A 25,823-nucleotide genomic window follows, 5' to 3' on the forward strand; every position below is an offset into this window, starting at 1 on the left:
CCGCTCGTGAACCCGCGTCACGACGCCCGGTCAGACTCCCCCTGAGGCCTGCATCCCGCAGCGTGATGGTCGTTTATCGACCTCTGCGCACCCAGCGCTGATTCCTCAGGAGAAACCGTGAGCATGACCACCCGTCGCGCGCGCGCGACCGTCATGGCCGTCGCCCTCGCCTTCATCGCACCCGTGACGTTGACGGGCTGCGGCCAGATCGCCGACGTCTTCAACTCCATGCCCGGTCAGGGGGGCGGCGCGCAGTCCGTCGTCGTCTCGACGCCGGCGCCGGCGTCCTCGTCGGATGCCAAGCCTTTCGACTCGCAGTTCACCTACGACGGATCGGTCTCGCTGACCTCCGAGGTCGCCGATGGACTCGATGTGCGCCTCGACGTCTGGGCGGTCGACCCGAAGCGCACCATGGAGTGGACGGCGACGAACGAGAAGCAGTTCGGCTTCGCCCTCAACGTCGTCGACAACCGCGTCGACGAGAAGGCCGTCCTGGCGCAGAAGCGCCGCGTGTACGTCTCGTCCGTGTCGATCACCTCGCAGACCGCGCAGACCGGAGGGCAGGTGTCGAACCCCTTCCAGTTCACCGCCGACCCCCGCACCCTCGTGCCCTCCGACACCCTCCGCTCCGACCGCGGCCTGCTGCTGAACAGCTTCCAGGGCGGTCTGCTCGTGCCCACCACCTCCATCCGGCAGCTGCCCAACGACACGTACGGCATCACGCTCGAGTTCGCGCTGAACGTCGCCGTCGAGGGGACGGCGAACACCGACTCGTCGTTCTCGCAGCAGACGGTGTACCAGTACCTGCCGATCGCGATCTTCGCCGACGACGGCCAGGCCAGCGCGGGGACCGGCACCGCTCCCTCGTCGAGCACCGGTCGCGCGCCGGGGTGGGGCCAGACCAGCGGCCAGGGGTGACTCGACCGCCCGGTGATCAGCCGCAGCTCGAGTGATCCTGCCGGGGTCGCAGTCGGCGGCTCTCCATGAGCAGGGAGACGTCGTCGACATCGCGGACGAGGTGGTGTTCGAACACGAGATCGGGCACGTCGGCGTACTGGATGCCGGGCATGCGGCGGGCGAAGGCCACTCGCACGGCGTCTTCGACCTCCTCGGTGTCCAGCGGAGCGGGGGCGACGGCGAAGATCGTGTCCCGAGCCGGCATCCCCGTGACCGCCTCCGGCACGGCGTCCTCGACGGCTTGCATCACGGTGCGCAGCATCGTCTCGCCACGCTCGGTGCTGTGGGCGGCGCGGATGAGGTCGATCTCGGGAACACGGATGAGGCTGACCCGCACGGGCTGCGTGGTCGCGAGCAGACGCGCGGTCTCGCGTCGCACCGAGCCGCGGTCGTGGGCGCGCGTGCCGGGCGCGGGGTCGTCGTCGAGCTGGCGGCCGATGCGGACCGCGGCGACGCAGACGAGGGTGATCGCGACCGCGCTCACCGCAGCCGTGGTCTCGGCCGAGACCGGGCCGCGGCCGTCGAGGGGCCCGACGCCCACCGCGGCGACGACGGCGAGCCGTGAAAGGTTGTACGCGGCGTAGACGCCGAGCGTCCACGACAGCAGGCGGGACCCCGGGAGCTCGCCGAGTGGCCGTCGCGTCAGTTCGAGAGCGCCGATGGCGGAGAAGACGACGAGACCGGCGGTCTTGAGTAGCGTCGCGTCGTCGAGGGGGATGAGGAACGACACCCCGAGGAGCAGGATGCCACCGGCCCCCGTGGTGACGGCGCCGATGGCCCGCCGGCCGTTCAGGCGGCGGGCCCCGGCCCAGATGAGACCGACCGCGGTGACGTTCGTGGCATTGCCGACCGCTGCCGCGGCGTTCCCGCCTCCGGCCGTCTCGAGCATGTTCATCCCGCCGCACAGCAGCGCCGCGATGGCCGACATGCCGAAGTAACGCACCATGTCCGCCCGCGGCCCCCCGCGGTCGTCGTCGGGGCGGCCGTGCGTGAGGAAGAGCAGGGTGAGCGCGACACCCGCGGCCGCGATGGCGGCGAAGAGGGCGAGGACGATCACGCTCAATCGTCTCCTTCAGATGCCCGTCGCGAATCTTGAGGCAATCTTGCGGGGACGGTGTTCGCGCGCGGTGGTCGCCTTGCGGTGAACCTACCAGAGTAGGACTCGGCTGATACGCCGATACACCGACAGGAAGACACCGCCATGACCGATGCGCGCAGCTTCACCCCGCAAGCCCGGGACTTCAACCTCCACGGCGAGCTGGCGACGGCGACCGTCGAGGAGCACGGGTTCGCCGACGACTTCGCCGCGGTCCTCGAGAACACGTCGGTCCACCGTTCCACCATCGGATGCGTCATCCCCGCCTACAACGAGGAGGAGTCGATCGCCGACGTGATCGAGGCCCTCCTGGCGCAGACCCGCGTTCCCGACGTCATCCACGTGGTCGTCAACAACACCTCCGATGCGACGGTCAAGATCGCCTCCGAGTACAGCGGCCCCCACGAACTGCACACCGAGCTCGGCGAGCAGTTCACCGAGGTCTTCGTCCACGACATCGGCAAGAACCCCGACAAGAAGGTCGGCGCGCTCAACTACGGCTACTCGCTCGTCGAGGGCTACGACTACCTTCTGGGCGTCGACGGCGACACCATCGCCGACACCAAGGCCGTGGAGTACCTCGAGACCGAGGCCGTGTCGGACTCCCGCATCGGCGGAATCTCCGCCATCTACACGATCGACGACAAGCCGATCAAGGGCGTCATTGCCCGCTTCCTCACGGCCGGCCAGCGCACGCAGTTCGCGGCCTTCAACCTGCAGAACATGCTCCGCGGCCGCAACATGGCGGTCCTCGGCGGACAGTTCTCGATCTTCTCGACCAACGCGCTCCGCGATGCGATGAAGCAGAACCACCAGAACACCCCCTGGGTCAAGGACTCGGAGGTGGAGGACTCCCTGCTGTCGCTGCAGATCAAGAGCGCGGGGTACCTCACGAAGATCAGCCCCTACGCCCGCGCCGACGTGGGTGGCATGACGACGCTCTCCGGGTACGACGCCCAGCAGGTCAAGTGGACGTACGGCGCCATCGAGCTCATGTGGCCCGGTCAGCGCGGCGACACCAAGGGTCAGCCGTTCCACCCCAACCTGCGTCTGCGCTGGTTCGAGAACTTCGGGATGCTGACCAACCTGTTCGTGCGCGTCGCGTTCCTGACCCTGTTGGCGGGATCGCTGTCGATCGGCGCCTTCGTCTTCTCGCCGCTGTGGCTGATCCCCCCGGTGATCGCCATGCTCCTGAACCTGCGCATCGCCCGCACGATGAAGAACGTCAACCGCACCGACGTCCTCTTCGCGATCCTGTTCTTCCCCGCCGAGCTGTTCATGTGGATCCGGATCAGCCACTTCGTGCGCTCGTGGACCCGCTTCCTCTCGCGCAAGAAGGTCGACAACTGGGCTATGCAGGCCAAGGCGGAGCGCGGTGGTGGTCTCGGTCACTGGACGCCCATGGTCGTGCTCATCGCCGTGGCCATCGCCCTCGCCGTCATCTGGGTCATGGTGGGCCCGATGGTGCAGTCCTCGATCCTGTGGATCGGGTGGCCGATCGTCGGCGTCGTCACCGTGCTGCAGACCCTCCTGATGTTCTCCAAGCTCGTCCGTCGCCAGCACGGCTTCAAGGTCTGACGGACCACAGATCTGATCGCCCGAACGCATCAGAGACACGGATGCCTCGGCCCTGGGGAGGGTCGAGGCATCCGTTATTGGCGTGTGCGGATCAGGGAGCGGCGAGCAGCTCCGAGGTCAGGCGGTAGCCGACGCCTCGGACGGTCTCGATGTACCGCGGGTTGGCCGGGTTGTCGCCGAGCTTGCGGCGGAGGTTGGTCATGTGCGCTTCGATGGCGCGCTTGTCGGCCTCGCCGACGAAGTAGCTCGTGACGTACGACTCGCCGCGCAGCACGAGCGTGAGATCGGCCTTGCTGCGCACGCGCCGCTTGGATTCCATCAGCGTCGCCAGCAGGTCGAACTCGGTGCGGGTCAGCTCCAGTTCCTCCCCGCCGACGCGGACGAGCCGGCTGTCGGGATCGAGCTGCAGATCGCGGTGGGCCACCCACGTGCCACCGGTCGGTGTCAGGTCTCCCGCGGCGGGTCGAGGCACGATCTCCGTGCGGGACGGGGTGCTCCGGGGCTCCGGGCCCTGCGAGGAGGGGACGATGACGGGCGCGCTCGCCGCCGGCACCTGAGCCGGAGCGGGCGCCGGGGGAGTGGGGGCGTCCGCCCGCGCGTTCGGGAACGACGGGCCCACGCTGTCCTGTCGCGGAGCGGAGGGACCGTGCGCCTCGCCCCCGCGCGGACGGCGCAGCAGGGCTTCGATGCGTGCGCGGAGCTCCCGGGGACGGAAGGGCTTGACGACGTACTCGTCGGCGCCGGCGCCGAGGCCGAGGACGACGTCCGCCTCCTCCTCGAGGCCGGTGAGCATGATGATGTACGTGTCGCTCTGCTGGCGGATGCGTCGTGCGGCCTCGAAGCCGTCGATGCCGGGCATGTTGACGTCGAGCGTCGTGATGAGGGGCTGGTACGCGATGACGGCGCGGACGCCGTCGATGCCGTTGCCGACGGACACCGTGGAGAAGCCGGCCGATTCGAGGACCTCGACGAGGAGGTGTCGAATGTCGGGATCGTCCTCGACGATGACGGCTGTCTTCAGCAGCTCGGTGCTGTCGCTCATCTCACCCACTCTTCCGGCTTGCACGAGACCGTGCCCGCGTTCTCCCCCGAGACACGGTGTCGCACAGCGACGAGCGCAATCCTGACACATTTCTCGGCCTCACCGGGCCTCGAGCCGCGCTCGGTGCCGATCCCGGCCGGATCAGCGCTGCTCGCGCGTGAGCTCCGTGGCCGCGGCGGGCCACCACGTGCCGGCCGCCGGCCCGCCGTTGCAGTCGCCGTCGCTCTCGCCCGGCGGCTTGATCCACAGGTTGGTGTCGACGACGCCGTCACCGTACGATCCGCCGGGGCTGCCGACGAGACGTCCCGCGGGGTTGCACCATTCGGAGCCGGCCGGGCCCGCCCCGTTGCGCGAGGTGTCGACGACCGCGTGGATGCCGCCCAGCTGGTCGGAGAGCGCGTGCGCGTAGTCGAACTCGGCGGCGGTGTCCTGGTAGTTCGAGACGTTCAGCGCGACTCCGCGAACCTCCGACAGGAGGCCGGTGGAGCGCAGGAGGTCCGCCATCTCGGCGACCGGATGCCAGGACGAATGGCCGCCGTCGATGTAGATCCACGTGTTGGTTCCGCGGATGTTGTCCACGGCTTCGCGCAGATATCCGGCCCGCTCGCTCGGTGAGCCGCACGTGGAGGACAGGGCGATGCTGTCCGGTTCCAGGACGACGATCTTCTGGATGTCGGAGGCGTTGCCCAGCGCGTCACCGATGCGCTGCGTCCACTCCCGGTAGGAGTCGGGGTCCAGCCCTCCCGCGGAGTGGTTTCCGCAGTCGCGGTCGGGGAGCCCGTACACCGCGACCGAGAGGGCGGCATCCTGGTCCCTCGCCTCGGCGGCCAGGTGGGCCACTCGGTCCCAGACCTCGTCGACGGGGTCGATCTCGGGGGTGAGCCAGTACGTGGTGGGCTGGGTGGAGAGCCAGTCCGCGGCGGCGTTCGCGTCCGCGTCGCCGTCGGCCGCGCGCGCGGCCTGGGCGGCCTTCGATTCGTCGGGGGCGACGATGCGCGTGTCGACGGCGGGGGGACGAGCGGAGAGGGTCTGGAAGAGCGTCGTCACGAGGTTGCCGACCACCGCGACGACGGCGATGACGGCCACGACGGCGAGAACGGCCCCCAGCACGATCACCGCGCGCGGGACCCGGCGCCGGGAGCGGGTGAATCGGTGCGTTCTCGCCACGTGAGGACTCTAGTCGAGGTGGGATGAGGGGTGGCGCGCGGTAGTTAACCGGGTGAAGCGCTGTACATTCATCTGGTGGGAAAACTGGTTTACAACACCCTGGGCCACTCGTTCGACATCGAGGACCGCGCGCTCTCCCACCTCCGCATGGTGTTCATGAACAAGCTGCGCCGCGGCGAGCCGTTCATGTTCCATTTCCCGCTCGGGGACGGCAGCGGAACCCGGAGCCTCTGGATCTCTCCGTCGATCCCTCTCGTGTTCCACTTCTACGGCAGTCGGGCGCCGCAGCTGAACCGCCGGTGGATCGACGACCTCATGAACGAGGCCAGTTCGCCGAACGGCCTGAGCATCACGGCCGAGCCGGATCCCGAGGCGGCCTCGGCCCCCGTGGCCTGACGCGTTCAGGAGCATTCGGCGTCGACCACTTCGCGGACGCGGTCGAGGAAGAGGGCGAGCTGGTCCGCGGCGTCGGTCGGCAGATCGAGGGCGAACTCCCTGATCCGCGCTGTCACGGGGTCGATGGCATCCGGGTCCGTGTCCCGGTCGAAGGGGACGACGAACTTGCTGCGGCGATCGGAGGGGTTGGCGACGAAACCGATGAGGCCACCCGCGTGAAGGCGATCGAGCATCCCCGTGACGGAGGCGGTCGAGATGGCGAGGGCCTGGGCGATCTCGGTGGGGGTGACGGTCGTTCCGGCGTCGGCGCGTTCGAGGATGAGGCGCATCGCCGCGCGCGCGTTCTCGCTGGGGCCGCACTCCGTCTGACGCCTCCGGGCCAGACGGGCCTCGGCGAGTCGAAGCCGCTCCACGGCCCGCGCCGCGGCCGTCGCGGGGTCGTTCTCGGTCTCGATCGTCATGCGTCTCCTCGGTCTCGTCCCCCGTCGCGCCATTCTAGTTAGGTGACCGAGATTCCAGTCGTACAAGGCATTTCGGATCAGCGTCCAAGAACCCTCTTCTCCGCAGTTTTCCGGGCGTCCATCTTGCGGTAGTTAGGTAACTTAGTAAAATAAAAGGTGTTCGCATCGTTCGAAGGAGGGGCTCATGGGGTCACTGTTCTACGGCTCCTCGCACGACCCGATCGAGATCCCGGACCGGGTGCTCGCCCACGTGAAAGTGGTCATCGCGACCAAGCTCCGGCGCGGGGAGAGCTTCACCATGTCGTGGCGGCACCCCTCGGGTGAAACCGCCGGCCGCAGCACCCTCTGGATCCAGCCGTCGATTCCGCTGCGATTCGTCTTCGGCGGGGTCGAGCCCGAGGTCCTCGATCCGGCCGTCCTTCAGACCTACGCGAACTCGGCCAACTCCGCGAGCGGTCTGACCGTGGACGTCGAGGAGCACGCCTCGCCCTTCGCCGCGCCGGTCGAGGCGTCCTGAGACGCGGCCCGGTCGCACGCCACCGCCGGGGTCAGGTGCGTCAGCGCCGGCCGGACGCGTGGCGGTGCGCGATCGCCGTCATCCACTGCATCCCGGGACACGGGGGAGCGGAACGACCGCGCATGCGTTCCCATGCCTCGACGTAGATGCCCTCGAGAAGGACATCGGCCGCGGCGGCCGTGCCGGTGAGGGATCGCAAGACCGCGTAGATCCGCGGAGCGGTCGCGTCGTAAAACGCCACGAAGGCGTCGCAATCGCCCGACGCGGCGCGAACCAGGAGGGCGTCGAGGTCGTCGCCGCGCATCGATGAGGTTTCGATCTCGGTCATCGTCACGGGCACCTCCTTCGTCGCGGTGTGTCCAGTCAATCCGGGTGGGTCATCGGCGGCCCGGGGTTGCGTAATGCGGACGGGTGTCGTAGCAGCCCCCGGCAGTCCCGGCGGGCCGGTCGTCAAGCCCGGGCGGTGGCGGAGCGGCGATGCGTATCGTGACGCCATGAGATCTGTCGTGCGCTGGGCACTGGCCCTGGCAATGATGTTCGCGGGCATCGCCCACCTGACCTTCGCTCGTCAGGACTTCCAGGCGCAGGTCCCCGACGCCCTCGTCGAGCATGGCCCTCTCGATCGCGACGCGGTCGTCGTGGCATCCGGGGTCGTGGAGGCGGCGTTCGGGCTCTCGTTGATCGCTCTCCCGAGGGAGCGACGCCGGATCGGTGCCGCCCTGGCGGCCTTCTTCGTCGCGATCTTCCCGGGCAACGTCGATCAGTGGCGCAAGCGTCGCTCGGCGTTCGGTCTCGACAGCGATCGCAAGCGGCTCGTGCGCCTGTTCTTCCAGCCGGCGCTCGTCGCCGCCGCGTGGTGGTCCACCCGGCGATGACACGATGACCGACCTCGTCAGCCTCGAGATCGTCTTCGACGACGAGACGGATGCCGCGATCCGAGCGGAATGGGACGCGCTCGCCGCGGCGGGGCTACCCAGTCAGGCCCGGCATACGGGGGAGACCAATCGCCCGCACATCACCATGCTCGTGCGCCCCGAGCTCGGCGCCCTCGAGGCGGGCCCTCTCTCGGCGGCGCTGCCGCTGGAGCTGCGGCTCGGTGCTCCGCTCCTCTTCGGCGTGGGGCGCTCCCGGGTGATCGCCCGGTCGGTCGTCCCCTCGTCGCGCCTGCTCGCCCTGCACGAGCGGGTGCACGCTCAGGCGGGGCCCGGGGGTGACGTCGATCACACCCGGCCGGGAAACTGGACGCCGCACGTGACGCTCGCGCGCCGGGTCGCTCTCGACCGCGTCGGCGAGGCGCTGCAGGTGTGGGCGGAGAGCAGCCCCGTCGAGGTGCCCGCGCGGGCGGTCGCGATCCGTCGCTGGGAGACCGCCACCCGAACGGTGTCGGCCGTCGCGTGACGTGGCACGCTGGGGAGGTGCTGACCGATGAAGCGATCTCCTTCCTGAGCGACTACCACCTCGCGACCCTCTCGACCGTCGGACGATCCGGACGTATCCACGCCGTTCCCGTCGGCTTCACCTACGAGAGCGGTGTCGTGCGCGTGATCGGATCGCGCGGCACGCAGAAGTTCGTCAACGCCGAACGCAGCGGCCGTGCCTCGATCTGCTCGGTCGACGGCGGCCGCTGGATGAGCTTCGAGGGAGCGGCCCGGGTCACGGACGATCCGGATGCCGTCGCGCACGCCGTCGAGCTGTATGCCGCGCGCTACCGCCAACCCCGCGTCAATCCCGAGCGCGTCGTCCTCGAGATGACCGTCGAGCGGGTCCTGGGGTCGGCGGGCTTGCGCGGCTGACGGGCGACGTCCCGTCTCGCCCGTTCGCCGATCCGCGCACGGCCGGACTCGCGGGTCGGACCTTCGCCTCCCTTCGGGATTCACCCCGGATAGCGGTCGGGGAGGCCGGGTACTCCGTCGCCGCCATCGCGCGCCTGTTCCGCATCCGGGCGTGGCGTCTGCCACAGTGGTTCGACGAGGCTCGGGGCGGGCCTCGCGCGACACCGGGAGAGTGGGATGACGGAAGCGCCAGCGGACGGCGGCCTGGACGAGGTGCTGCGCACGCTCGCTGAACGCGTGCGACGACTGCGCGAGGAGCGAGGGCTCTCGGTGGTCGCCCTGTCGTTCGAAGCGGGGTTGTCGGAGTCACGGGTGCGGGCGCTCGAAGCGGGTCGCACCACCGCGTCGTTGGCGACCCTCGTGGCCCTGGCCGAGACCTTCGGCGTCGATGTGGCGGAGCTCTTCGGCGACGCCGACCGCGTGCCCGCGGGCGCCGAGGCATCCCGGTCCGCGGAGAGCCCCTACGTCGTTCCCAGCGACGTCGTCTGGGGCGGGGAGCTCCCCTCGGCACCGTGGATGGCGCCCGCTGCCCCTTCCGCGTCGACGAGCCCGCACGTCGTGCCGAGCGAGGTGGTGTGGGGCGGCGACCTCCCGCCGGCGTCCTGGACCTCTGCGACCGCCGAGCCGGGCCTGCGCGAACAGCCCGCCACCCGGCGTGACGTGACCGACCGAGGGGCCCCCGGCGCGACGAACGCCGCCGCGGTGACAGCTCCGGCCCCGATCGCAACGCCCGCACCCGGGAGGGGGAGGGATGCCGTCCCCCCGACGCACCGTGCGACCGAGGTCACGTGGGGCGGCGCCCTTCCGCCCGCTTCCTGGTCGGTGCCCTCTTCCGGGCACAGGGGTCCGGCATCCCCGGTCGAGGTGCGCCCGCCTGCCCCGCTCGACGCGCATCCGACGTCGTCCGCCGACCCCGTGCACACGTCGCCCTACGTCTTCGTCGGCTCCGGGCCCGCGGCGCCGCGGCAGCCGCGGACCTTCGCCGAACTCCGCGACGGGGCACTCGCCGGTCGCGAGTTCTCCTCGCTCCGGGAGTTCGCCGTAGCGGCGGTCGTCGAGGGTGGCTTCACAGCCGTCGCGGTGGCGCGGGTGTTCCGCCTGCCCGTGTGGCGTCTCGAGCAGTGGGTCCTCGAAGCGGGACACGTGCGCCGCTGATCGTGGGGCGCGCGTCCGCACGCCCCACGATGTCTCACAGAGCGCGGAGCTTCTCGAGGAGCGGTGCGGCGATCTCGTCGACGAACCGCTGCTGCTGCGCGTCGCCGACCTGCACGATGGCGATGTCGGTGAAGCCCGCGTCGATGAACGGACGCACGCTCTCGGCGAGTTCGTCGAGGTCGGGTCCGCACGCGATGGAGTCCGCGACGTCTTCGGGGCGCACGAACTGCGACGCTCCCGCGAAGCCGGCGGGCGTGGGCAGATCGGAGTTGACGGCCCACCCACCGGCGAACCAGCGGAACTGGTCATGCGCGCGGGCGATCGCGGCATCCTTGTCGGGGTCCCAACTGATCGGGATCTGGCCGATCTTGCGCGACTCGCCCTCGTGGTGCTCGTCCCAGCCGGAGATGAGGTCGGCCTCGGGCTCCGTGGTGATGAGGTGGTCGCCGAGCGGGGCGAAACGCTTGATGGAGTGCTCGCCCGACACGGCGACGCCGATGGGCACGCCGCCGTCGGGAGCGTCCCACACGCGCGCGGAGTCGACGCGGAAGTACTCTCCGTCGTAGGTGACGAGATCGCCGGTGTGCAGGGCGCGGATGATCTCGATCGCCTCGACGAGCATGTCCTGCCGCGCGTGCACGGCCGGCCACCCCTCACCCACCACGTGTTCGTTGAGATTCTCGCCCGATCCGAGACCGAGCGTGAAGCGCCCCTCCGACAGCAGCTGCAGGGTGGCCGCCTTCTGGGCGACGACGGCGGGGTGATAACGGATGGTGGGGCAGGTGACGTACGTCATGAGCTCGACGTCGGTGGTCGCCTGGGCGACGGCACCGAGCACGGTCCACGCGTAGGGGGCGTGTCCCTGGCTCGTGAGCCACGGCGAGTAGTGGTCGCTGGAGACGAGGAAGTCGTAGCCGGCGCGCTCGGCGCCGACGGCGTAGTCGACGAGGGCCCGGGGGCCGCTCTGCTCCGTCATGAGGGTGTAGCCGAATCGCGTCATGTCGGCCACGGTAGGGCGCGGCGGTCGGGTGGTGGCCGGGGTTGCGCTCACCCCGGGATACGGCAGACGGGCCCGCGGCCGGGGCCGCGAGCCCGTCGGCGGCCGCCCGCGGGGCGGGTCGGCCGGGGAGGCGTCAGTCCTCGGGCGCGTGGATGACCTTCTCGCCCTCGAAGGTCTCGCGGTCTTTCTTCTCGCCGTCGTTGCGGGTCTTGCGCAGGCTCGCCACGGTGGCGACGGCGACGGTCGCGGCGATGAACAGCAGCGAGAACCAGATCGGGATCTCGGGCACCCACAGCAGCGGCTCGCCGCCGTTGATGAAGGGCAGCTCGTTCACGTGCAGCGCGTGGAACACGAGCTTGACGCCGATGAAGGCGAGGATGACGGCCAGCCCCTGCGCCAGGTAGACGAGGCGCTCGAGCAGACCCCCGATGAGGAAGTACAGCTGTCGCAGGCCCATGAGCGCGAAGGCGTTCGCCACGAACACGATGTAGGCCTCGTTGGTCAGGCCGTAGATGGCGGGGATGGAGTCGACGGCGAAGACGAGGTCGATGAACCCGATCGCGATGATGACCAGAAGCATCGGCGTCACGAAACGCTTGCCGTTCTTCACGACGGTCAGCTTGTCGTCGTTGTACTCCTCGCTCACGGGGAGGATGCGGCGCACGAGTCGCATGAACTTGCCGTTCGCCGGATCGCTCTCGCCGTGCGAGAACGCCTGGCGGTAGGCCAGGAAGAGAAGCAGTGCGCCGAAGATGTAGAAGATCCACGAGAAGTTCTCGATGAGGGCGGCGCCCACGGCGATGAACGCGCCGCGCATGATGAGCGCGATCACGATGCCGATCATGAGCACCTTCTGCTGGTACTTCTTCGGAACCGCGAACCCGGTCATGATGATGAGGAAGACGAACAGGTTGTCGATGGACAACGCCTTCTCGGTCAGGTACCCGGCGAAGTACTCACCGCCGTAGGTCCAACCCGACACGACGCCGATGCCGACCCCGAACAACAGCGCGAGGCCGATGTAGAACGCCGACCAGCGGGCGGACTCGCCGATGCTGGGCTCGTGGGGTTTGCGCACATGCGCGAAGAACTCGAAGACGAAGAACGCGATCGTGATCGCGATCGTGATGATCCAGATCAAAGGGGTGACGCCCAAGGCGACCTCCAAGGGAAATAGGTGTACGACGAGACACCAAGGTCTCCTCCACCCGGCGAGATGGGCCGACGTCCCGGGTTCACGATGGCGTGAACCGTATTGACGAGATCGTCGCGATGGGAGTACTCCCCTTGCTCCGCACGATTGTACGGGACGCGGCTGTGCGCGGGTGGACTGGACGCCGTCTTCGACGCTGTGCTATTGCGTCGAGGGGATGCCGGTCGTCAGTCGGCCCGGTGCTTCACCGTCGGCGTGGGCCGGGCCCACCACCGCGTCGACGAGGGCGACCATGTCGTCGGCGCCGAACTGTTCGCGGCTGAGCGCGCGGAGGATCACGCCCCCGACGAGTGCGTCGGCCGCGGACTCCAACCGGGGTCCGGTCGCGCCGCCCATCGCCGTCGAGAGGCGCCCCATCAGGGGGGCGGCGAGGATCTCGGCCCGCAGGCGACGGCCGGTCTCGGCGCTGCCGGCGGCCGCGGCGACCAGGGAGCGCAGGAGCGCCTCCCCGTTCGGGCTCGCCCGCAGGGCGAACAGGTCGGTGAGCCACCGCGCCAGGTCGGCGCGCGCGTCCCCCGTGTCCGGCAGAGCGCGCTGCCCCCCGAGGAGGCGCCCATCGAGGATCGCCTCGGCGATGACGTCGCCCTTGGACGGCCACCAGCGGTAGATGGTCTGCTTGCCGACGCCGGCGAGACGGGCGATCCCCTCGATCGTGAGGTGGTCGTATCCGCGCTCGACGAAGAGCGCGACGGCGGCGTCGAGGATCGCCCGGCGCGCCGCTTCGCTGCGGACGGGGCCACTGCGCGGAAGAGACATGCCACACATTCTGCGGGATGTCGACCACTGCGAACGCAGAAACAAGACGAGACGGTGCGTGTTATCTTTGCCCGACATGTCGGAGCCGACGGTGCTCCTCCCCGTGCACCGCACGAGAGGAACACCCGCGATGGCCGAATTGCTGCACCGCCTCGGAACCTTCGCCGCGCGGCGCGCGTGGACGGTGATCGTCGCCTGGGCGCTCATCCTCGGCATCGTCGTCGGGGGGTTCGCCCTCGGCTTCCGCGGCCTGAGCTCGAGCTTCGACATCCCGGGCACGGCATCCGGGGACGTCATCGCGGACCTCCAGGACGAGCTGCCCGACTTCAGCGGCGCAGCCGGCACGGTCGTCTTCCGCACCGACGACGGCTCCGCCCTCACCGACGAGCAGCGGGCCGACATCTCGGCGCTCGTCGCCTCGGCCGACGGCCTGCCCGACGTCGCCCGCGTCACCGACCCGTTCGCGACCCAGCAGCAGCTCGACGACCAGCGGCGACAGGTCGTCGACGGTCGACAGCAGCTCGCCGACGCCCGCGCCCAGGCCGAGTCGGGGCAGGCGCAGCTCGACACGGGGGCCGCACAGCTCGACCAGGGTCGGCAGCAGCTCGACGCGGCCCGCGCGCAGGTGGAGGCGGCCTCGCTCTCGGCGGCGCAGAAGGCGGCGCAGCTCGCCGCCCTCGACGCGCAGCAGGCGCAGCTCGATCAGCAGCGCGCCGCGCTGGAGTCGCAGCAGACGCAGGTGGCCGACGCCCTGGAGCAGATCTCGGCCCAGGAGTCGCAGCTGAGCGACGGCGCGGAGCTGCTCTCGTTCGCGGATGCCATCCGCCTGGTGTCCGACGACGGCTCCACCGCCATCGTCAACGTGTCGTTCGACACGCCGCGGCTCGAACTGCCTCAGGAGGCGAAGGACGCGGTCGTCGAGCATTTCACGGTGGACCCGGTGGCGGGCGCGTCGGCCGCCTTCAACACCGAGATCTCACAGGGCGTGCCGGAGATCCTCGGCGTGGGCGAGGCGATCGGCGTCGCGGTGGCCGCGATCGTGCTGATCGTCGTGCTGGGCTCGCTCCTCGCGGCTTCCTTCCCGATCATCACGGCCCTCGTGGGGGTGGCGATCGGAGCGATGGCGACGCTGTCGTTCTCGGGTCTCGTGCAGATGGCATCCGTCACCCCGATCCTCGGCGTCATGCTGGGGCTCGCGGTGGGCATCGACTACGCGCTCTTCATCCTCTACCGGCACCGGCGGCAGCTGATCCAGGGGGCCGAGGTCGACGACTCGATCGGTCTGGCCAACGGCACCGCGGGAAACGCCGTCGTCTTCGCCGGGACGACGGTGATCGTCGCGCTGCTCGCGCTGAACATCACCGGCATCCCGTTCCTCGGTCTCATGGGCACCGCGGGCGCGGTGAGCGTCCTCGTCGCCGTGCTGATCGCCGTGTCGCTGACCCCGGCGCTCCTGGGCCTCGCGGGGATGCGCGTCCTCGGGCGGCGGGCGCGTGGGCGCGCGGCGGCCGCGGCGGGCGGAGAGCATCCGCGCCGCGCCGCCCGTCTCGGCGCGACGACCGCCGTCGCCGACGATCATCCTCGCCGGGCGGCGCGTACCGGGGCCGTTCCGGATAGGGCGGCCGTCGCGCCGATGTCCTCGGTGCGCGCGGTCGTGACGATGATCGTGACGATCGTCGCCCTGCTCGTGGTGGCCGTCCCCGCTCTCTCGATGCGTCTCGGGCTTCCGGACGGCGGGTCCGAGGCGGAGGACTCCACGGCCTACCGGGCCTTCACCTGGACGGACGAGGCGTTCGGAGCCGGGGCGAATGCTCCGCTGCTGGTCACCGCGGCGCTGCCGGAGGGGACGGCCGAGGCCGACGTGCAGCGGCTCCAACTCGACGTCGCGCGGGAACTCTTCGCACAGGACGACGTGGCCGCGGTCGCTCCCGTGGCGCTCTCCGACGATCGCGCACTGGCCGCGTTCCAGGTGATCCCCGCCGAGGGGCCGAACGCCGTCTCGACCGAGCGACTCGTGCGCGATCTGCGCGCGCTCCCCCCGGTCGACGGTGACATCGCCCTGGGCGTCGCGGGAGCGGCGGCGATCAACATCGACATCTCCGAGGGCCTGGCCGACGTGCTGCCGCTGTACCTCGTGGTCGTGGTGGGCCTGTCGTTCCTCATCATGGTGATGGTGTTCCGCTCGCTGCTCGTACCGCTGATCGCCACGGCCGGCTTCGTTCTCTCGCTCTTCGCCACCTACGGCGCGGTCACCGCGGTGTTCCAGTGGGGCTGGCTGGGGGAGGTGCTGGGCGTGCACAACCCCGGGCCGATCCTGAGCTTCCTGCCGGTGATCCTCGTCGGCATCCTGTTCGGACTGGCCATGGACTACCAGTTGTTCCTCGCGACGGGCATGCGCGAGGCGTGGGCGCACGGCGCGGCGCCCCGTCTGGCCGTGGCGCAGGGCTTCCGCGCGGGGCGCACGGTCGTGGCCGCCGCGGCGGTGATCATGATCGCGGTGTTCTCGGGCTTCATCGCCTCGGAATCGGTGATCATCAAATCGATGGGGCTCGGCCTCGCCCTCGGCGTGCTGTTCGATGCCTTCCTGGTGCGGATGCTGCTGATGCCCGCGGTCATGCACGTGCTCGGGGGAGCGGCATGGTGGCTGCCACGCTGGCTGGACCGCGTCATCCCGGACGTCGACGTCGAGGGGTCGGCGCTGGAGCGCCGTCACCCGGCGCAGCACGGCGCGTGAGCATCACCCGCCGTCGAGCGCAAGCCCCGGTGCCCGGCCCGTCGCGGTTGTCAGGATGCCGGAACGACCCGTTCCGAGGAGGACGACGATGACCGACCGCGAAGAGACCCAGGACGCCCCCGTCATGGACGGGGCCACCGACGCCGGTGTGGAGGAGAAGAAGGATGGTGCCCGCGATCAGCGCGCCGCCGACGTCGCCGTGCACGGGGAGGCGGCGACCGACGGGGGAGAGCACGACGACGCCGCGACCGACGGCGCCGTGCAGGAAGACCTCCAGGACGACCTCCGCAGCATCCGCGGCTACGGCGAAGACCGCTAGCGCGATCCAGGTCCCCCGCCGGGATCCCGGCGGGGGATCTGGATCTCTCGGACGCGAGCCATCGGACGCGAGCCCTCGGGTGGGGGTCTCAGCCGAGCCGGAGCCGCCGTCGGAGCACCTCGCGAGACCGCCAGGTCCCCCGTCGCAGGCGATGCCGTCCGGCCGCGCGCGACAGCGTGAGGGCCCACCTCTTCACCACCACGTTCTCGTCGAGCGCTCGCGCGCGTTCGACCGCGTTCCGGCGCATGCGGGCGAGGGCCGCGGGATCGAGGGATGCCGCATGCTCGAGAGCCTCCGCGAGGGCCTCCACGTCGCCAGCGGGTACGAGCCAGCCCGTGCGGGAGTCGGCGATGAGTTCGCGTGGACCGTACGGCACGTCGTAGGCGATGGGGAGGCAGCCGGCCGCCATGGCTTCGGCGACCACCAGTGAGAAGGCCTCGGACCGGCTCGTCAACAGGAGTACCGACGCCGTTCGGAGGGCGTCCTTCGCTGCGGGATCGAAACCGTGGAAGCGCACCCCGTCACCCGATCGGCCCTCGAGGCCGGCTCGCGCCGGCCCGTCGCCGTAGACGTCGAGGGTGAGCGACGGTCGTCGCCGCTGGGCGAGTTCGACGGCATCCACCGCGTGTCCGACCCGCTTGATGGGTTCGAGACGGGCGAGCACCACGGCCCCGTCCCGGGGTGTCTCGGTGTCCACCTCGCGCGCGATCGCGACCGGATGCGGGACGACGGACAGAAGGGGGAGGGGGCCGACCTGGCGCCTCACATCGCCCGCTTGGCGTGCGGTGCAGAACACGACGGCATCGAAGGCGCTGAGGCGGGAGAACACCTCGGCGCGCGAGGAGCGGATCGCGCTGCCGTCGTCGGTCAGGTGGGAGCCGTGCACCACGTGCAGGACGACCACGCGCGGCCGACGATACCCGGCGGCGAAACGCGCCATGGCTTTGCTGTCGACGAGCAGGAACGACCGCTCCCCGGCGGTGAGGCGGTCGAGCCAGGCCGCGTAGAGCTCGCGTACCCCGCGCCACGCGGCCCGCGGGGCGCCGTCGGCGCCGCAGGTCACGATCACGCGGCGCGGACGGTTCGAGGGGTGCGGAACGTCGCGCCGGTCGGTCGCCGCCAGCGTCCCGTCGGCACGGAGGTGATCGATCTGGCGCACCACGCCCTCGGCATCCGTCCGGATGCGACGCACGAGCGTCCCACCGGAGTACTCCTCGTCCGCGGTGTCGGGCAAGGGCGCGAATCCCGCCCCGGCGCCCACGGCGCGCCCCCGCAGGTCGTTGTGGTGCAGCCACTCCCACAGGTTCGTCAGCCGAACGCCCTCACCGAGCGCATCGCGGCGGGAGGTCTCGGCGGCCACCGCCGCCGGGTCGTCCCGGTCGTCGCACGTGAGCACGTGCACCGGGGAGCCGTTGCACGCGAACAGGCGCGATCGCTCCAGGAGCGCCGCGGTCAGACCGCCGTACCCCCGCGGGACGCCCCACGTGAGGACGAACTGCCGACCAGGGGGGAGGATCGAGCTGCGTCTCATCCGGCGTCGTCGGTGGGGATCTCCCCCGCGGCGATCGCGTCGGCGTAGGTGCGGATGTCGGGGCCCGGCTCGTAGTCGATGAAGCGGTCCTTGATACGCGCATTGATCTGCGCGAAGGCCTCGTCGGAGGAGATCCCCTCGCTCTCGCGGGCGATCGAGACCACCGCTTCGCGGAGCACCCGGTCCGCGTCGTCGAGGATCTTCTTGCGAGCGGGCTCATTCCATGCGATGTCGGAGATTTCCATGGGCACACCCTACGGGGGTGGATGGGCGCCCCCTTTCGGGGTTGCGCCGTGCGCTCCTGTGTGCGGAGCGGTCCGACCGCAACCCTGTCGGCGATCGGGTCGCGCGAGGTCATGATGGGCCCATGTCGACGGATGCCCTGACCTCCCTCCGCGCGGGCCTCCGGAACCTGGGGTGGTGGGCGCGCGATTACGCGTACGCCGTCCGCGGCCAGGCGAGGGCCGCGATGGGTCGGGGTGCTCCGGACGATCTCGCCACCGGCGAGGGGACGGTGATCGTCCTGCTGCCCGGCATCTACGAGACCTGGCGGTTCCTCGAGCCGCTGGCCCGCGCTCTGCACGAGCGCGGCCACCCCGTGCACGTCGTGACCGAACTCGGCGACAACCGTCGCCCCATCGTCGAGGCCGCCTCGCGTGTCGCCGCCCTGCTCGCCGCCCGCGGGCTCGACGACGTGGTGCTCGTCGCCCACAGCAAGGGCGGGCTGATCGGAAAGCACGTGATGGCCTTCGACCCGGCGGGGGGGCGGGTGCGGGCGATGGTGGCGATCGCGACACCGTTCGGCGGATCCCGGTACAGCCGCCTGATGCCGGCACCCTCGCTGCGCGCGTTCGCGTCGGGCGACGCGACCATGCGGGCGCTCTCCGCCGCCGCCGAGGCCAACGCCCGCATCGTCTCGGTGTACGGCGCGTTCGATCCCCACATCCCCGAGGGCAGCGAGCTCGCGGGGGCGCGCAACGTGCGTCTCGCGACCGGCGGGCACTTCCGGGTGCTGGCCGATCCGCGGGTGATCGCCGAGGTCGTACGCGTCGCGGAGTGACGCGGTCGGTCAGCGCCCGCCGCCGCCCCCTCCGCCCGACCCGCCGCCCGAGAAGCCGCCGCCGAAGGACCCGCCCGAGAAGCTCCCCGACCCGCTGGTGGTCGTCGTGACGGGGGAACTCGCGGTGCGCATGGTGTTCATGGTGGTGAGGAAGGCGGCCGTCGAGAAGCCGTTCGTGCCGCGATACCAGTGCACCTCGCTCCCGGTTTCGCGGACGCGCGTGTCGAGCTGCTCCGCCCACTCCTTCTCAACGCCCCAGACCACGGCCCACGGCAGCAGCCGCTCGTACAGGTGCAGTACCTGTGTCGCATCCCCGGGATCGATCCGGCGACCCTCAGCCCCTTCCGGGCTCTGCAGGACGCGCAGCCGATCGGCCTCGGCGAGCTGCAGGTAGTCGCGGAGGCCGCGCAGGTGGTCGCGCGCGGGTGCTCCGGCATCCGTGACCCGATCGCGGTAGCGCAGCAGCAGGAACGTGAGGATGCCGACGGCGACCGTCGCGGGGATCGCGGCGATCTGCCACCAGGCGGGGGGCGTGCCGAACGCCGCGAGGATCAGGGCGAGGACGGCGACGACGAAGGCGCCGACGGCGATGAACCCGGCGGTGACGGAGGGACCGACCCGCTGCGTCTTTGTCCAGCCACGCGCGCGCAGCTGGTCGGCCGCCGCGGGGGAGAGTCTGCGCAGCGCCTTCGCGATGTCGGGGCGGTCCGGGCCGAGGGCCACCCGCGCGCCCGGTCGGGCGTCTGCACCGAAGACCGCCGTCAACACCGCCGCGTGCAACTCCTCTGCGCCGTCGGGCGAGACGAGTTCGAGTTCGAGGGTGCGCGCCGCGTCGGCGGACTCGATGATGCGCAGGTGCCCGGCGATGGCGGTGTCGAGCAGAGCGGCCGGGATGCCGGTCCCCCGGCGGTGCGCCAACTCCGCGCCCTGCAGCACGTCCACCCCGGGCGGGGGATCGTACTCGGCGACGATGGCGCCGCGCCCCTCGGCGTCGCGGCCACGTCGACGGGCGGAGAGGGCCGTCCCCACTCCCGCGACGGCGAGGACGACGGCGCCCACTGACGTGCCGGCGAGCACCGGGGCGGCATCCGTCGAGAACTGTTCCATCGGGGTGCGCACGACCTCTCCGGGCACGAACGTGCCGCGGGCGAAGCCGACCGCGATCGTCACGTTCTCGCCGGCGCGCAGATCGCCCGCTCCCGCCTCGAAGACGACGGCACCCGCGTCGTCCGCGCGCGTGATGTCGCACGACGTCGTCGACCCCTGGGCGCCGACGTAGCAGGCCTGGGCCTCGTCGAGGACGGCGTCGCCGAGGGCGGGATCCATCCGCAGGCGAGCCGTCACCCGGCCGAACGGCTGATCCCACTGCGTTCCGTTGATGTCGCGGTAGAACTCGTCGGCGTCCGTGTCGGTGAACGAGCGGATCGCGTCGCGCTGCGTATAAGAGATGACATACGTCTGCGCGCCGCGCACATAGGAGTCATCTCCGGTGAGGACGCGCACCTCGCGCCGATCGGTCTCCACCTCGTAGGGCACCGCGGCGCCCGCCGCGTCGGTCACCGAGACGACCCGCGTGTGCAGGGGCACGCCGTCGTAGTCGTCGGGGATCGCGCGGATGATGCCCCGGTTCTGGTCCTCCTCGGGAAACCGCGCGACGAGGGTCTCGGTCACGGCGAGTTCGGCGTGCCCGTCCGCGGCGCGGGAGAGCGCCATGTCGGCGTCGAACGCGTCGAAGGAGAAGTCGCTCACGTCGGCCCGGGCCGGGGGCGCGAGGGCGGCGATCGCGGCGAAGACGATCGCGAACGCGACGACGACCAGGGACACGCGGGGGAGGGGACGAGACCGCGACGGGAGGAGGTCCATGCCTCGACGCTATCGGGGCGCGAGGCGCGGCGACTCCGTCGCCGGACGGATTCAGCGCAGCAGAACGGCCGCGGCGTGGTCGTCGTGGCGCAGATCCGCGCGCGCCACCGCTGTCACCTCGACCGACCGCAGCATCACGGCTCCGGAGAGCGTGGTCAGGAAGGCGGTGTCAGCCGCGTCTCGACCCGTCGCGATCCGCACGAGGTGCGTGCGTGGTGCCAGGCGGGTCGCATCCACGACCTCCCAGCGCCCCTCGACGAACGCCTCGACCACGGCGTGGAAGTCCATCGGTTCCAGACCCGGTGCGAACACCGACACGAGCCGGGCCGGTACCCCCGCCGCACGGAGGAGGGCGATCGTCAGGTGCGCGTAGTCGCGGCAGACGCCCTCGCGTTCGCGAAGGGTGTCGAGAGCCGAGTGGGTCGGGCCGCTCGCCCCGGGGACGTACCGCAGGTGGTTCGAGACCCATTCGGGCACCCGCTGCACGAGCTCGCGAGGTGCGGCGTCGCCGACGTCCAGCACGTCGACCATCCGCTGATCGTCGGAGGGGACGTAGCGACTCGGTCGCAGGTAGCGCACCGGGTCGAGCTCGTCGGACGGGGCGGGGGTGGCGGGCGCCGCGACCTCGCCACGGTACTGGATCGACGCCTCCCCGCGAGGGAGCGAGAGGCGGTGCACGCGGGTCCCGTGCGCATCGAGAAGCTCCACCGGCGGAACCGGACGCCCGTCGACGGTGACCGAGAGCGTCTCGTCCACGGCCCACCCCGTTGCGGGCACGATGGAGAGCACGACATCGGCAGCGCTCTCGGCGTGAAGCGAAAGGTCGACTCCGACGGATGCCGTCATGCGGCCGCATCCGGGGCCATCGGGGGAGTCGGCCCGCCGGTGCCCGCGTCGGCGACCGGGCAGCAGGTCTGCGTTCCCGTGCACGCGTCGCCGACGGCGCAGCGCATGCGCCGCAGGAACTCCGTCACGGCGACCGTCTCGCCCTCGCTCATCCCGCGCGTGGCCCGCATCATGCGGGCGTGCATCGACGTGAGGGTGTCGCGCATCTCGCCGTCTGCGTGCGTCGTCGCCGAGACGAGGACCTTCCGGCGATCCGAGGGGTGGGGGCGGCGAGACAGATGCCCTGACCGCTCCAAGCGGTCGAGGAGGGCGGTGACGGATGCCGTGGAGACACCCAGATGGCGGGCCAGGTCGATCGGGGTGACGTCGCGCTGCTCCGCCGCGGCACGCGTGAGGAAGCGCAGCACGAGGAGCTCGTTCTCGCCCATCGCCATGGACTCCTGGGTGCGTCGGCGCATCGCCATCTCCGCCGAGCGATAGGACCGCATCGCCTCCATGATGCGGGCGCCTCGTTCGTCGTCTTCGCTGTCGCTGTACCAGTAGGACGGAGGCGAGGAAATCTCGCGTGCCATCGGGCTCCTAATATCTCGCTTGCCTATTCGCTAGTCTAGCTAGTAAGTTCGATGACGAGCAACGAGCGAAGGAGAACATCATGGCGCAGCTTTTCTACGGCACGGCCACGGAGCCGATCCGCATCGACGACCGCATGCTGGCGCACGTGAAAGTGGTCGTCGCGACCAAGCTGCGTCGCGGCGAGAGCTTCACGCTGTCGTGGGTGCACGGACCCGACGAGCCGGTGGGCCGTTCCACGATCTGGCTCCAGCCGTCGATCCCGCTGCGCTTCGTCTTCGACTCCGAGCAGCCCGAGTCGCTCGACCAGAACCTGCTCAAGCGGATGGCGAACGACGCCAACTCCTCGCGTGGGCTGAGCCTCGACATCTTCGTCGATGAACCCGTTGCGGCGCCCGCGCGATCCACGTCGCAGCGAGCCGGAAGGGCGCGCTCCCTCGCTCGCGCGGCCTGATCCGCCTCTCTCCCGTTCCGCCGAGGTCCGTTCAGCCCCTTCGCCGGGGGCGGACGCGATCGGGTCGAACCTCACCACTCACGATCGAAAGTCGTCCATGGAACTCGTCGCCTCGTGGGATCTGCCCACCGAACCCCTGTCCATCATCACCGCAGACGAGCGGGCGGGCGTCGGGGCGGTCATTCGTCGCTGATGTCCTGGTCGCGCGTCGGCCGCCCGTCGATCGCCGCCGATTCCGCGCGCATCCTCACAACCGCCACGGAGAAGAGCACCGTTCCGAGCGCCAGGAGCATCAACTTCGGCTCCGTGGGCGAGTCGGCGGGGAAGACCATCGTCGGCGCGGCGGTGAGGAGGGCCGCGACGCCGCTGACGGCGGCACCGAGGGGGCGTCGCGAGGGGGACATGCGTCGCATCCTTCCGGTCGGAGGCTGACCACAGCCTAGACGAGGACGGCAACCCCATATCGTGCGCGCTCCCCGCCGTCCACCGCCCTCCCGCACCGGCCCGCGCTGATTAGCGTGGCGTCTCCGAGGAAGGATCACCGTGCCCCCCACGAGAACTCATCTGATCGCGTCGACGCTGCTCGCCGCAGTGCTCAGCGCTGCTCCGCTCAGCGCTGCTCCGCTCGCGGCGACCGCCGCGACCTCACCTCCTGCCTCCACGGTGGCCGGGGCCTCGATCTCGGCCGTCCCGACGACCGCGTCGGCGACAGAGGAGCCGACCACTGTCCCCGACTCCGAGGCCGAGGCGGGACGCCTCGTCTTCGTCCTCGTGCCCCTGATCGGCGCCGCGGTCGTGGTGGTGGGCGCGATCCTGGTCATCTCACGCGGTCGACGACGCCGTCGCGGGGATTGAACCCCGGGTACTGACCCCTCCGGAGGTCAGGGCACGATGTAGCCCGCGGCCCGCACGAGCGCATACCACTCGGCGCGCGAGAGCTCGAGGTCCGATCCGGCGGCGGCAGCGGTGACCCGCTCGGGCGTGGTCGTCCCCAGCACGACCTGCATGCCGGCGGGGTGACGTGTGATCCATGCCACGGCGATCGCCATCGGCGTGACGTGATGGCGCGTCGCCAGCTCGTCCAGGACGGCGTTGAGTTCGGCGTACTCCGGATTGTCGAGGAAGACACCGCTGCCTCCGCGCGTGCCCTGCAGCGGCGACCACGCCTGGACCGTGATGCCCTCGATGCGGCAGTACTCGATGAGGCCGCCACCGTCGAGGACGCTCGACTGCGGAGCGCTCTCCATGTTCGCCGCGAGCCCCTGGACGATCAGGGGAGCGTGCGCGATCGACAGCTGCACCTGGTTGGCGACGATCGGCTGGCGAACCGCCGAGCGCAACAGGTCGATCTGCCGGGGGGTGTGATTGGAGACGCCGAACGCGCGCACCTTGCCCGACGACTCGAGGTGGTCGAAGGCGCGCGCGACCTCGGACGGCTCGACGAGCGCGTCCGGCCGGTGGAGGAGGAGCACGTCGACGTAGTCGGTGCGGAGAGCGCGCAACGACTCCTCGACGGAGGAGACGAGGTGGTCGTAGGAGAAATCGAAGTACGGCCCTTCCCGCACGATCCCGGCCTTGGTCTGCAGACGGATCTCGGCCCGCTCCGCACTGCCGAGGTCGAGCGCTTCGGCGAACCGTTCCTCGGCGGAGTGCAGCGACCGGGCGTAGATGTCGGCGTGGTCGAAGAAGTCGATCCCGGCCTCCCGCGACGCGGAATACAGGGCCCGCACTTCGTCGTCGGTCTTGCCGTCGATCCGCATCATGCCGGCGACGACGTTGGGAACGGAGACACCGGTGGAGCCGAGGGGAACGTTGCGCATCCGTCCACGCTAGCGTTCGACGTCGAGATCGGGGCGGTGATCAGTCGGTCTGCTCGCGGGGCTGGTCGGCCCCGGCGCTGGCGGGGTGTTCGCCGTCGGGCGTCGGGTCTTCGTCGTCGGCTCCGGGGGTTGCCCCCTCGGTGCCGGAGTCGGTCGGCGTCCCCCGCGGTGCCGACCGCAACAGCTCGTTCATCTCCGCCATGAAGCTCCCGATCTGCTGCTGCTGCCACCGGAGATCGCGCGCGCGGTCCTCGGCATCGCGCAGCACGGAGGTCGCGTGCTGCGTGATGGTGCCGGCGATGCGCTGGGCCTTCTCGCGCGCGGAATCGAGGATCTCCCGCGCACGGAGCTGGGCGTCGGCCTCGAGCTGCTGGGCCTGCGCGCGCGCGAGGCGTTCGTAGTCGTCGGCACGCGTTCCGATGCGGCGTGCGTGTTCCAGCGCCGCGGCGACCTGCTCGCCGGCATCGGCGGTGATGCGCTCGGCGTGGGCGACCGCCTGGTCGTGGAGGACGAGGAACTCTTGCTGGGCCTCGTCTTGTCGTCGAGTGAGCGACTCCTCGAACTCGAGCACTCGAGCGGTCATCTCACGAACGTCGCGTTCCGCTTTGGCTCGGAGGCCGGCGGTCTCCCGAGAGACGAGGGAGCGGAGTGCGGCGGCCCCCTTCTCGGACTCGGTGCGGATCGCCACCGCCTCGCGCTCCGCCTGGGCCACGCGCTCGGCCGCGTGCGCCGCCTCACGCTCCAGCCGGGCCGTGTGGGCCGTCGCCTCCGTCTCGATGCGCAGCCGCACCTGATCGGCGTCGTGCTGGGCCTGCGCACGCAAGCGGTTCTGTTCGGCGATCGCGTCATCGCGGATCGCGGCCGCCTCGTCGTGCGCGCTCGCCAGCAACCGTTCCGCCTGGGTGACGGCGTTCTGCACCAGCACCGTCGCCTGCTCCTCGGCGACGCGCAGGATGGCGTCGAACTGCTGACGGCCGTGATCGGCATCTCCGTCGTCGCTGCGTCGTCCGGCGAACTCGTTCGACAGCGCCGACACCTGGGTCTCGGCCTCGGCCGCGCGGGCCGCCGCCTCCCGAAGCTGCTCGCGGAGACCGTTGGCCTCCTCGGCATGCCGTCGCGCTGCCTCCTCGAGCTGCCGGTCGTGGTCGGCGCGCTCGCGGGCGAGGGTGGCCTCGGCACGGAGGCCCGCGTCGTGCGCCTCACGGTCGACGCGGCGCAAGCGCTCGCTCATCTCTCGGATGGCCTCGTCGACCGCTTCGCGGTCGTACCCGCGGAAACCGACCGAGAAGATCGGACGGTCGTCTTCGTCGGTGACGGCGCGCAGCAGGTCGTCCAAGGGTGAGTCGGTCGCCGGAACGCCGATCGCACCCCCTGCCCGCCTGTCGTCGGGGGTCTCGGTGGCGCGATCGGTCACGGCTTTTCCTCGCCTTCGCGCCCCGCGGGGCGTCTTCCGCGT

General features: G+C 70.7%; 29 protein-coding genes. 13 read left to right on the top strand and 16 right to left on the bottom strand.

Annotation, left to right across the window (positions count from 1 at the left end):
• Positions 1 to 123 precede the first annotated feature (123 nt).
• Positions 124 to 918 (top strand): fructose 1,6-bisphosphatase, encoded by a 795-nt coding sequence (locus tag ACK4LS_RS02160; RefSeq protein WP_409712619.1) that lies wholly within the window; start codon positions 124 to 126, stop codon positions 916 to 918.
• A gap of 16 nt (positions 919 to 934) precedes the next feature.
• On the opposite strand, the gene ACK4LS_RS02165 is transcribed toward ACK4LS_RS02160, so the two are convergent.
• Entirely contained in the window at positions 935 to 2,020 is a 1,086-nt protein-coding gene (locus ACK4LS_RS02165) for a hypothetical protein (protein ID WP_409712621.1), read from the bottom strand.
• 138 nt (positions 2,021 to 2,158) lie between these two features.
• On the opposite strand from ACK4LS_RS02165, the gene ACK4LS_RS02170 reads away from it, so the two are divergent.
• A complete protein-coding gene (locus ACK4LS_RS02170; protein ID WP_409712623.1) occupies positions 2,159 to 3,631 on the top strand; it encodes a glycosyltransferase family 2 protein in 1,473 nt (490 codons plus the stop codon).
• A gap of 91 nt (positions 3,632 to 3,722) precedes the next feature.
• On the opposite strand, the gene ACK4LS_RS02175 is transcribed toward ACK4LS_RS02170, so the two are convergent.
• Entirely contained in the window at positions 3,723 to 4,673 is a 951-nt protein-coding gene (locus ACK4LS_RS02175; protein WP_409712625.1) for a response regulator transcription factor, read from the bottom strand.
• A gap of 141 nt (positions 4,674 to 4,814) precedes the next feature.
• Positions 4,815 to 5,840, bottom strand: a complete 1,026-nt coding sequence (locus ACK4LS_RS02180) for a glycoside hydrolase family 6 protein (protein WP_409712627.1) — start codon at positions 5,838 to 5,840, stop codon at positions 4,815 to 4,817.
• 75 nt (positions 5,841 to 5,915) lie between these two features.
• Here ACK4LS_RS02180 and ACK4LS_RS02185 point away from each other — a divergent pair, with 75 nt between their 5' ends.
• Complete coding sequence (locus ACK4LS_RS02185; protein WP_409712629.1) at positions 5,916 to 6,236, top strand: ATP-dependent DNA ligase; 321 nt, start codon at positions 5,916 to 5,918, stop codon at positions 6,234 to 6,236.
• A gap of 5 nt (positions 6,237 to 6,241) precedes the next feature.
• Here the strand turns inward: ACK4LS_RS02185 and ACK4LS_RS02190 are convergent, their stop codons facing one another.
• On the bottom strand, positions 6,242 to 6,697 hold the full coding sequence (locus ACK4LS_RS02190; RefSeq protein WP_409712631.1) for a MarR family winged helix-turn-helix transcriptional regulator: 456 nt from the start codon (positions 6,695 to 6,697) through the stop codon (positions 6,242 to 6,244).
• 184 nt (positions 6,698 to 6,881) lie between these two features.
• Between ACK4LS_RS02190 and ACK4LS_RS02195 the strand changes: the two genes are divergently transcribed.
• The gene (locus ACK4LS_RS02195; RefSeq protein ID WP_409712633.1) at positions 6,882 to 7,214 is read left to right on the top strand and encodes a hypothetical protein; all 333 of its coding nucleotides are present in this window, start codon (positions 6,882 to 6,884) and stop codon (positions 7,212 to 7,214) included.
• A 40-nt stretch (positions 7,215 to 7,254) separates the two neighbouring features.
• Here the strand turns inward: ACK4LS_RS02195 and ACK4LS_RS02200 are convergent, their stop codons facing one another.
• A complete protein-coding gene (locus ACK4LS_RS02200) occupies positions 7,255 to 7,548 on the bottom strand; it encodes a hypothetical protein (RefSeq protein WP_409712635.1) in 294 nt (97 codons plus the stop codon).
• A gap of 160 nt (positions 7,549 to 7,708) precedes the next feature.
• Between ACK4LS_RS02200 and ACK4LS_RS02205 the strand changes: the two genes are divergently transcribed.
• From ACK4LS_RS02205 to ACK4LS_RS02220, 4 genes are all read left to right on the top strand, one after another.
• The gene (locus ACK4LS_RS02205; RefSeq protein WP_409712637.1) at positions 7,709 to 8,089 is read left to right on the top strand and encodes a hypothetical protein; all 381 of its coding nucleotides are present in this window, start codon (positions 7,709 to 7,711) and stop codon (positions 8,087 to 8,089) included.
• 4 nt (positions 8,090 to 8,093) lie between these two features.
• Positions 8,094 to 8,612, top strand: a complete 519-nt coding sequence (locus ACK4LS_RS02210; protein WP_409712639.1) for a 2'-5' RNA ligase family protein — start codon at positions 8,094 to 8,096, stop codon at positions 8,610 to 8,612.
• Between the two features lie 17 nt (positions 8,613 to 8,629).
• Positions 8,630 to 9,007 (top strand): PPOX class F420-dependent oxidoreductase, encoded by a 378-nt coding sequence (locus ACK4LS_RS02215; RefSeq protein WP_409712641.1) that lies wholly within the window; start codon positions 8,630 to 8,632, stop codon positions 9,005 to 9,007.
• A gap of 216 nt (positions 9,008 to 9,223) precedes the next feature.
• Entirely contained in the window at positions 9,224 to 10,201 is a 978-nt protein-coding gene (locus ACK4LS_RS02220; protein ID WP_409712643.1) for a helix-turn-helix domain-containing protein, read from the top strand.
• Between the two features lie 34 nt (positions 10,202 to 10,235).
• Here the strand turns inward: ACK4LS_RS02220 and ACK4LS_RS02225 are convergent, their stop codons facing one another.
• From ACK4LS_RS02225 to ACK4LS_RS02235, 3 genes are all read right to left on the bottom strand, one after another.
• Positions 10,236 to 11,201: an LLM class F420-dependent oxidoreductase gene (locus ACK4LS_RS02225; protein WP_409712645.1), complete on the bottom strand. Its 966-nt coding sequence runs from the start codon at positions 11,199 to 11,201 to the stop codon at positions 10,236 to 10,238.
• A 133-nt stretch (positions 11,202 to 11,334) separates the two neighbouring features.
• On the bottom strand, positions 11,335 to 12,357 hold the full coding sequence (locus ACK4LS_RS02230) for a TerC family protein (protein ID WP_409712647.1): 1,023 nt from the start codon (positions 12,355 to 12,357) through the stop codon (positions 11,335 to 11,337).
• 198 nt (positions 12,358 to 12,555) lie between these two features.
• Positions 12,556 to 13,170, bottom strand: coding sequence for a TetR/AcrR family transcriptional regulator (locus tag ACK4LS_RS02235; RefSeq protein ID WP_409712649.1), 615 nt, complete (start codon positions 13,168 to 13,170; stop codon positions 12,556 to 12,558).
• A 130-nt stretch (positions 13,171 to 13,300) separates the two neighbouring features.
• On the opposite strand from ACK4LS_RS02235, the gene ACK4LS_RS02240 reads away from it, so the two are divergent.
• Both ACK4LS_RS02240 and ACK4LS_RS02245 read left to right on the top strand, forming a co-directional pair.
• On the top strand, positions 13,301 to 15,904 hold the full coding sequence (locus tag ACK4LS_RS02240) for an MMPL family transporter (RefSeq protein ID WP_409712794.1): 2,604 nt from the start codon (positions 13,301 to 13,303) through the stop codon (positions 15,902 to 15,904).
• An 88-nt stretch (positions 15,905 to 15,992) separates the two neighbouring features.
• Positions 15,993 to 16,223 carry a hypothetical protein gene (locus tag ACK4LS_RS02245; protein ID WP_409712651.1) on the top strand — a complete coding sequence of 77 codons (231 nt, stop codon included), beginning with the start codon at positions 15,993 to 15,995 and terminating at the stop codon, positions 16,221 to 16,223.
• 88 nt (positions 16,224 to 16,311) lie between these two features.
• Here ACK4LS_RS02245 and ACK4LS_RS02250 read toward each other — a convergent pair whose 3' ends face one another.
• Positions 16,312 to 17,754 carry a glycosyltransferase gene (locus ACK4LS_RS02250; RefSeq protein ID WP_409712653.1) on the bottom strand — a complete coding sequence of 481 codons (1,443 nt, stop codon included), beginning with the start codon at positions 17,752 to 17,754 and terminating at the stop codon, positions 16,312 to 16,314.
• Complete coding sequence (locus ACK4LS_RS02255; protein ID WP_409712655.1) at positions 17,751 to 17,999, bottom strand: hypothetical protein; 249 nt, start codon at positions 17,997 to 17,999, stop codon at positions 17,751 to 17,753. The genes ACK4LS_RS02250 and ACK4LS_RS02255 overlap by 4 nt, the downstream gene beginning before the upstream one ends.
• A gap of 122 nt (positions 18,000 to 18,121) precedes the next feature.
• Here ACK4LS_RS02255 and ACK4LS_RS02260 point away from each other — a divergent pair, with 122 nt between their 5' ends.
• Positions 18,122 to 18,814, top strand: a complete 693-nt coding sequence (locus ACK4LS_RS02260) for an esterase/lipase family protein (RefSeq protein WP_409712657.1) — start codon at positions 18,122 to 18,124, stop codon at positions 18,812 to 18,814.
• A gap of 9 nt (positions 18,815 to 18,823) precedes the next feature.
• Here ACK4LS_RS02260 and ACK4LS_RS02265 read toward each other — a convergent pair whose 3' ends face one another.
• The 3 genes from ACK4LS_RS02265 to ACK4LS_RS02275 are packed head-to-tail and all read right to left on the bottom strand — an operon-like array spanning position 18,824 to position 22,095.
• The gene (locus ACK4LS_RS02265; protein WP_409712659.1) at positions 18,824 to 20,677 is read right to left on the bottom strand and encodes a DUF2207 domain-containing protein; all 1,854 of its coding nucleotides are present in this window, start codon (positions 20,675 to 20,677) and stop codon (positions 18,824 to 18,826) included.
• A gap of 51 nt (positions 20,678 to 20,728) precedes the next feature.
• Positions 20,729 to 21,523 carry a transglutaminase-like domain-containing protein gene (locus ACK4LS_RS02270; protein ID WP_409712661.1) on the bottom strand — a complete coding sequence of 265 codons (795 nt, stop codon included), beginning with the start codon at positions 21,521 to 21,523 and terminating at the stop codon, positions 20,729 to 20,731.
• Complete coding sequence (locus ACK4LS_RS02275) at positions 21,520 to 22,095, bottom strand: MarR family winged helix-turn-helix transcriptional regulator (protein ID WP_409712663.1); 576 nt, start codon at positions 22,093 to 22,095, stop codon at positions 21,520 to 21,522. Before ACK4LS_RS02275 ends, ACK4LS_RS02270 begins: the two co-directional genes overlap by 4 nt.
• An 80-nt stretch (positions 22,096 to 22,175) precedes the next feature.
• Between ACK4LS_RS02275 and ACK4LS_RS02280 the strand changes: the two genes are divergently transcribed.
• On the top strand, positions 22,176 to 22,547 hold the full coding sequence (locus tag ACK4LS_RS02280) for a hypothetical protein (RefSeq protein ID WP_409712665.1): 372 nt from the start codon (positions 22,176 to 22,178) through the stop codon (positions 22,545 to 22,547).
• 179 nt (positions 22,548 to 22,726) lie between these two features.
• Here ACK4LS_RS02280 and ACK4LS_RS02285 read toward each other — a convergent pair whose 3' ends face one another.
• The gene (locus ACK4LS_RS02285; protein ID WP_409712667.1) at positions 22,727 to 22,951 is read right to left on the bottom strand and encodes a hypothetical protein; all 225 of its coding nucleotides are present in this window, start codon (positions 22,949 to 22,951) and stop codon (positions 22,727 to 22,729) included.
• A gap of 139 nt (positions 22,952 to 23,090) precedes the next feature.
• Between ACK4LS_RS02285 and ACK4LS_RS02290 the strand changes: the two genes are divergently transcribed.
• Positions 23,091 to 23,402, top strand: coding sequence for a hypothetical protein (locus ACK4LS_RS02290; protein ID WP_409712669.1), 312 nt, complete (start codon positions 23,091 to 23,093; stop codon positions 23,400 to 23,402).
• Positions 23,403 to 23,428: 26 nt separating this feature from the next.
• Here ACK4LS_RS02290 and ACK4LS_RS02295 read toward each other — a convergent pair whose 3' ends face one another.
• Positions 23,429 to 24,367 carry an aldo/keto reductase family oxidoreductase gene (locus ACK4LS_RS02295; protein WP_409712671.1) on the bottom strand — a complete coding sequence of 313 codons (939 nt, stop codon included), beginning with the start codon at positions 24,365 to 24,367 and terminating at the stop codon, positions 23,429 to 23,431.
• Between the two features lie 40 nt (positions 24,368 to 24,407).
• Positions 24,408 to 25,781 (bottom strand): cell division initiation protein, encoded by a 1,374-nt coding sequence (locus tag ACK4LS_RS02300; protein WP_409712673.1) that lies wholly within the window; start codon positions 25,779 to 25,781, stop codon positions 24,408 to 24,410.
• Positions 25,782 to 25,823: the final 42 nt, after the last annotated feature.

This window comes from Microbacterium sp. (assembly GCF_046295495.1).
Taxonomy (GTDB): Bacteria; Actinomycetota; Actinomycetes; order Actinomycetales; family Microbacteriaceae; genus Microbacterium.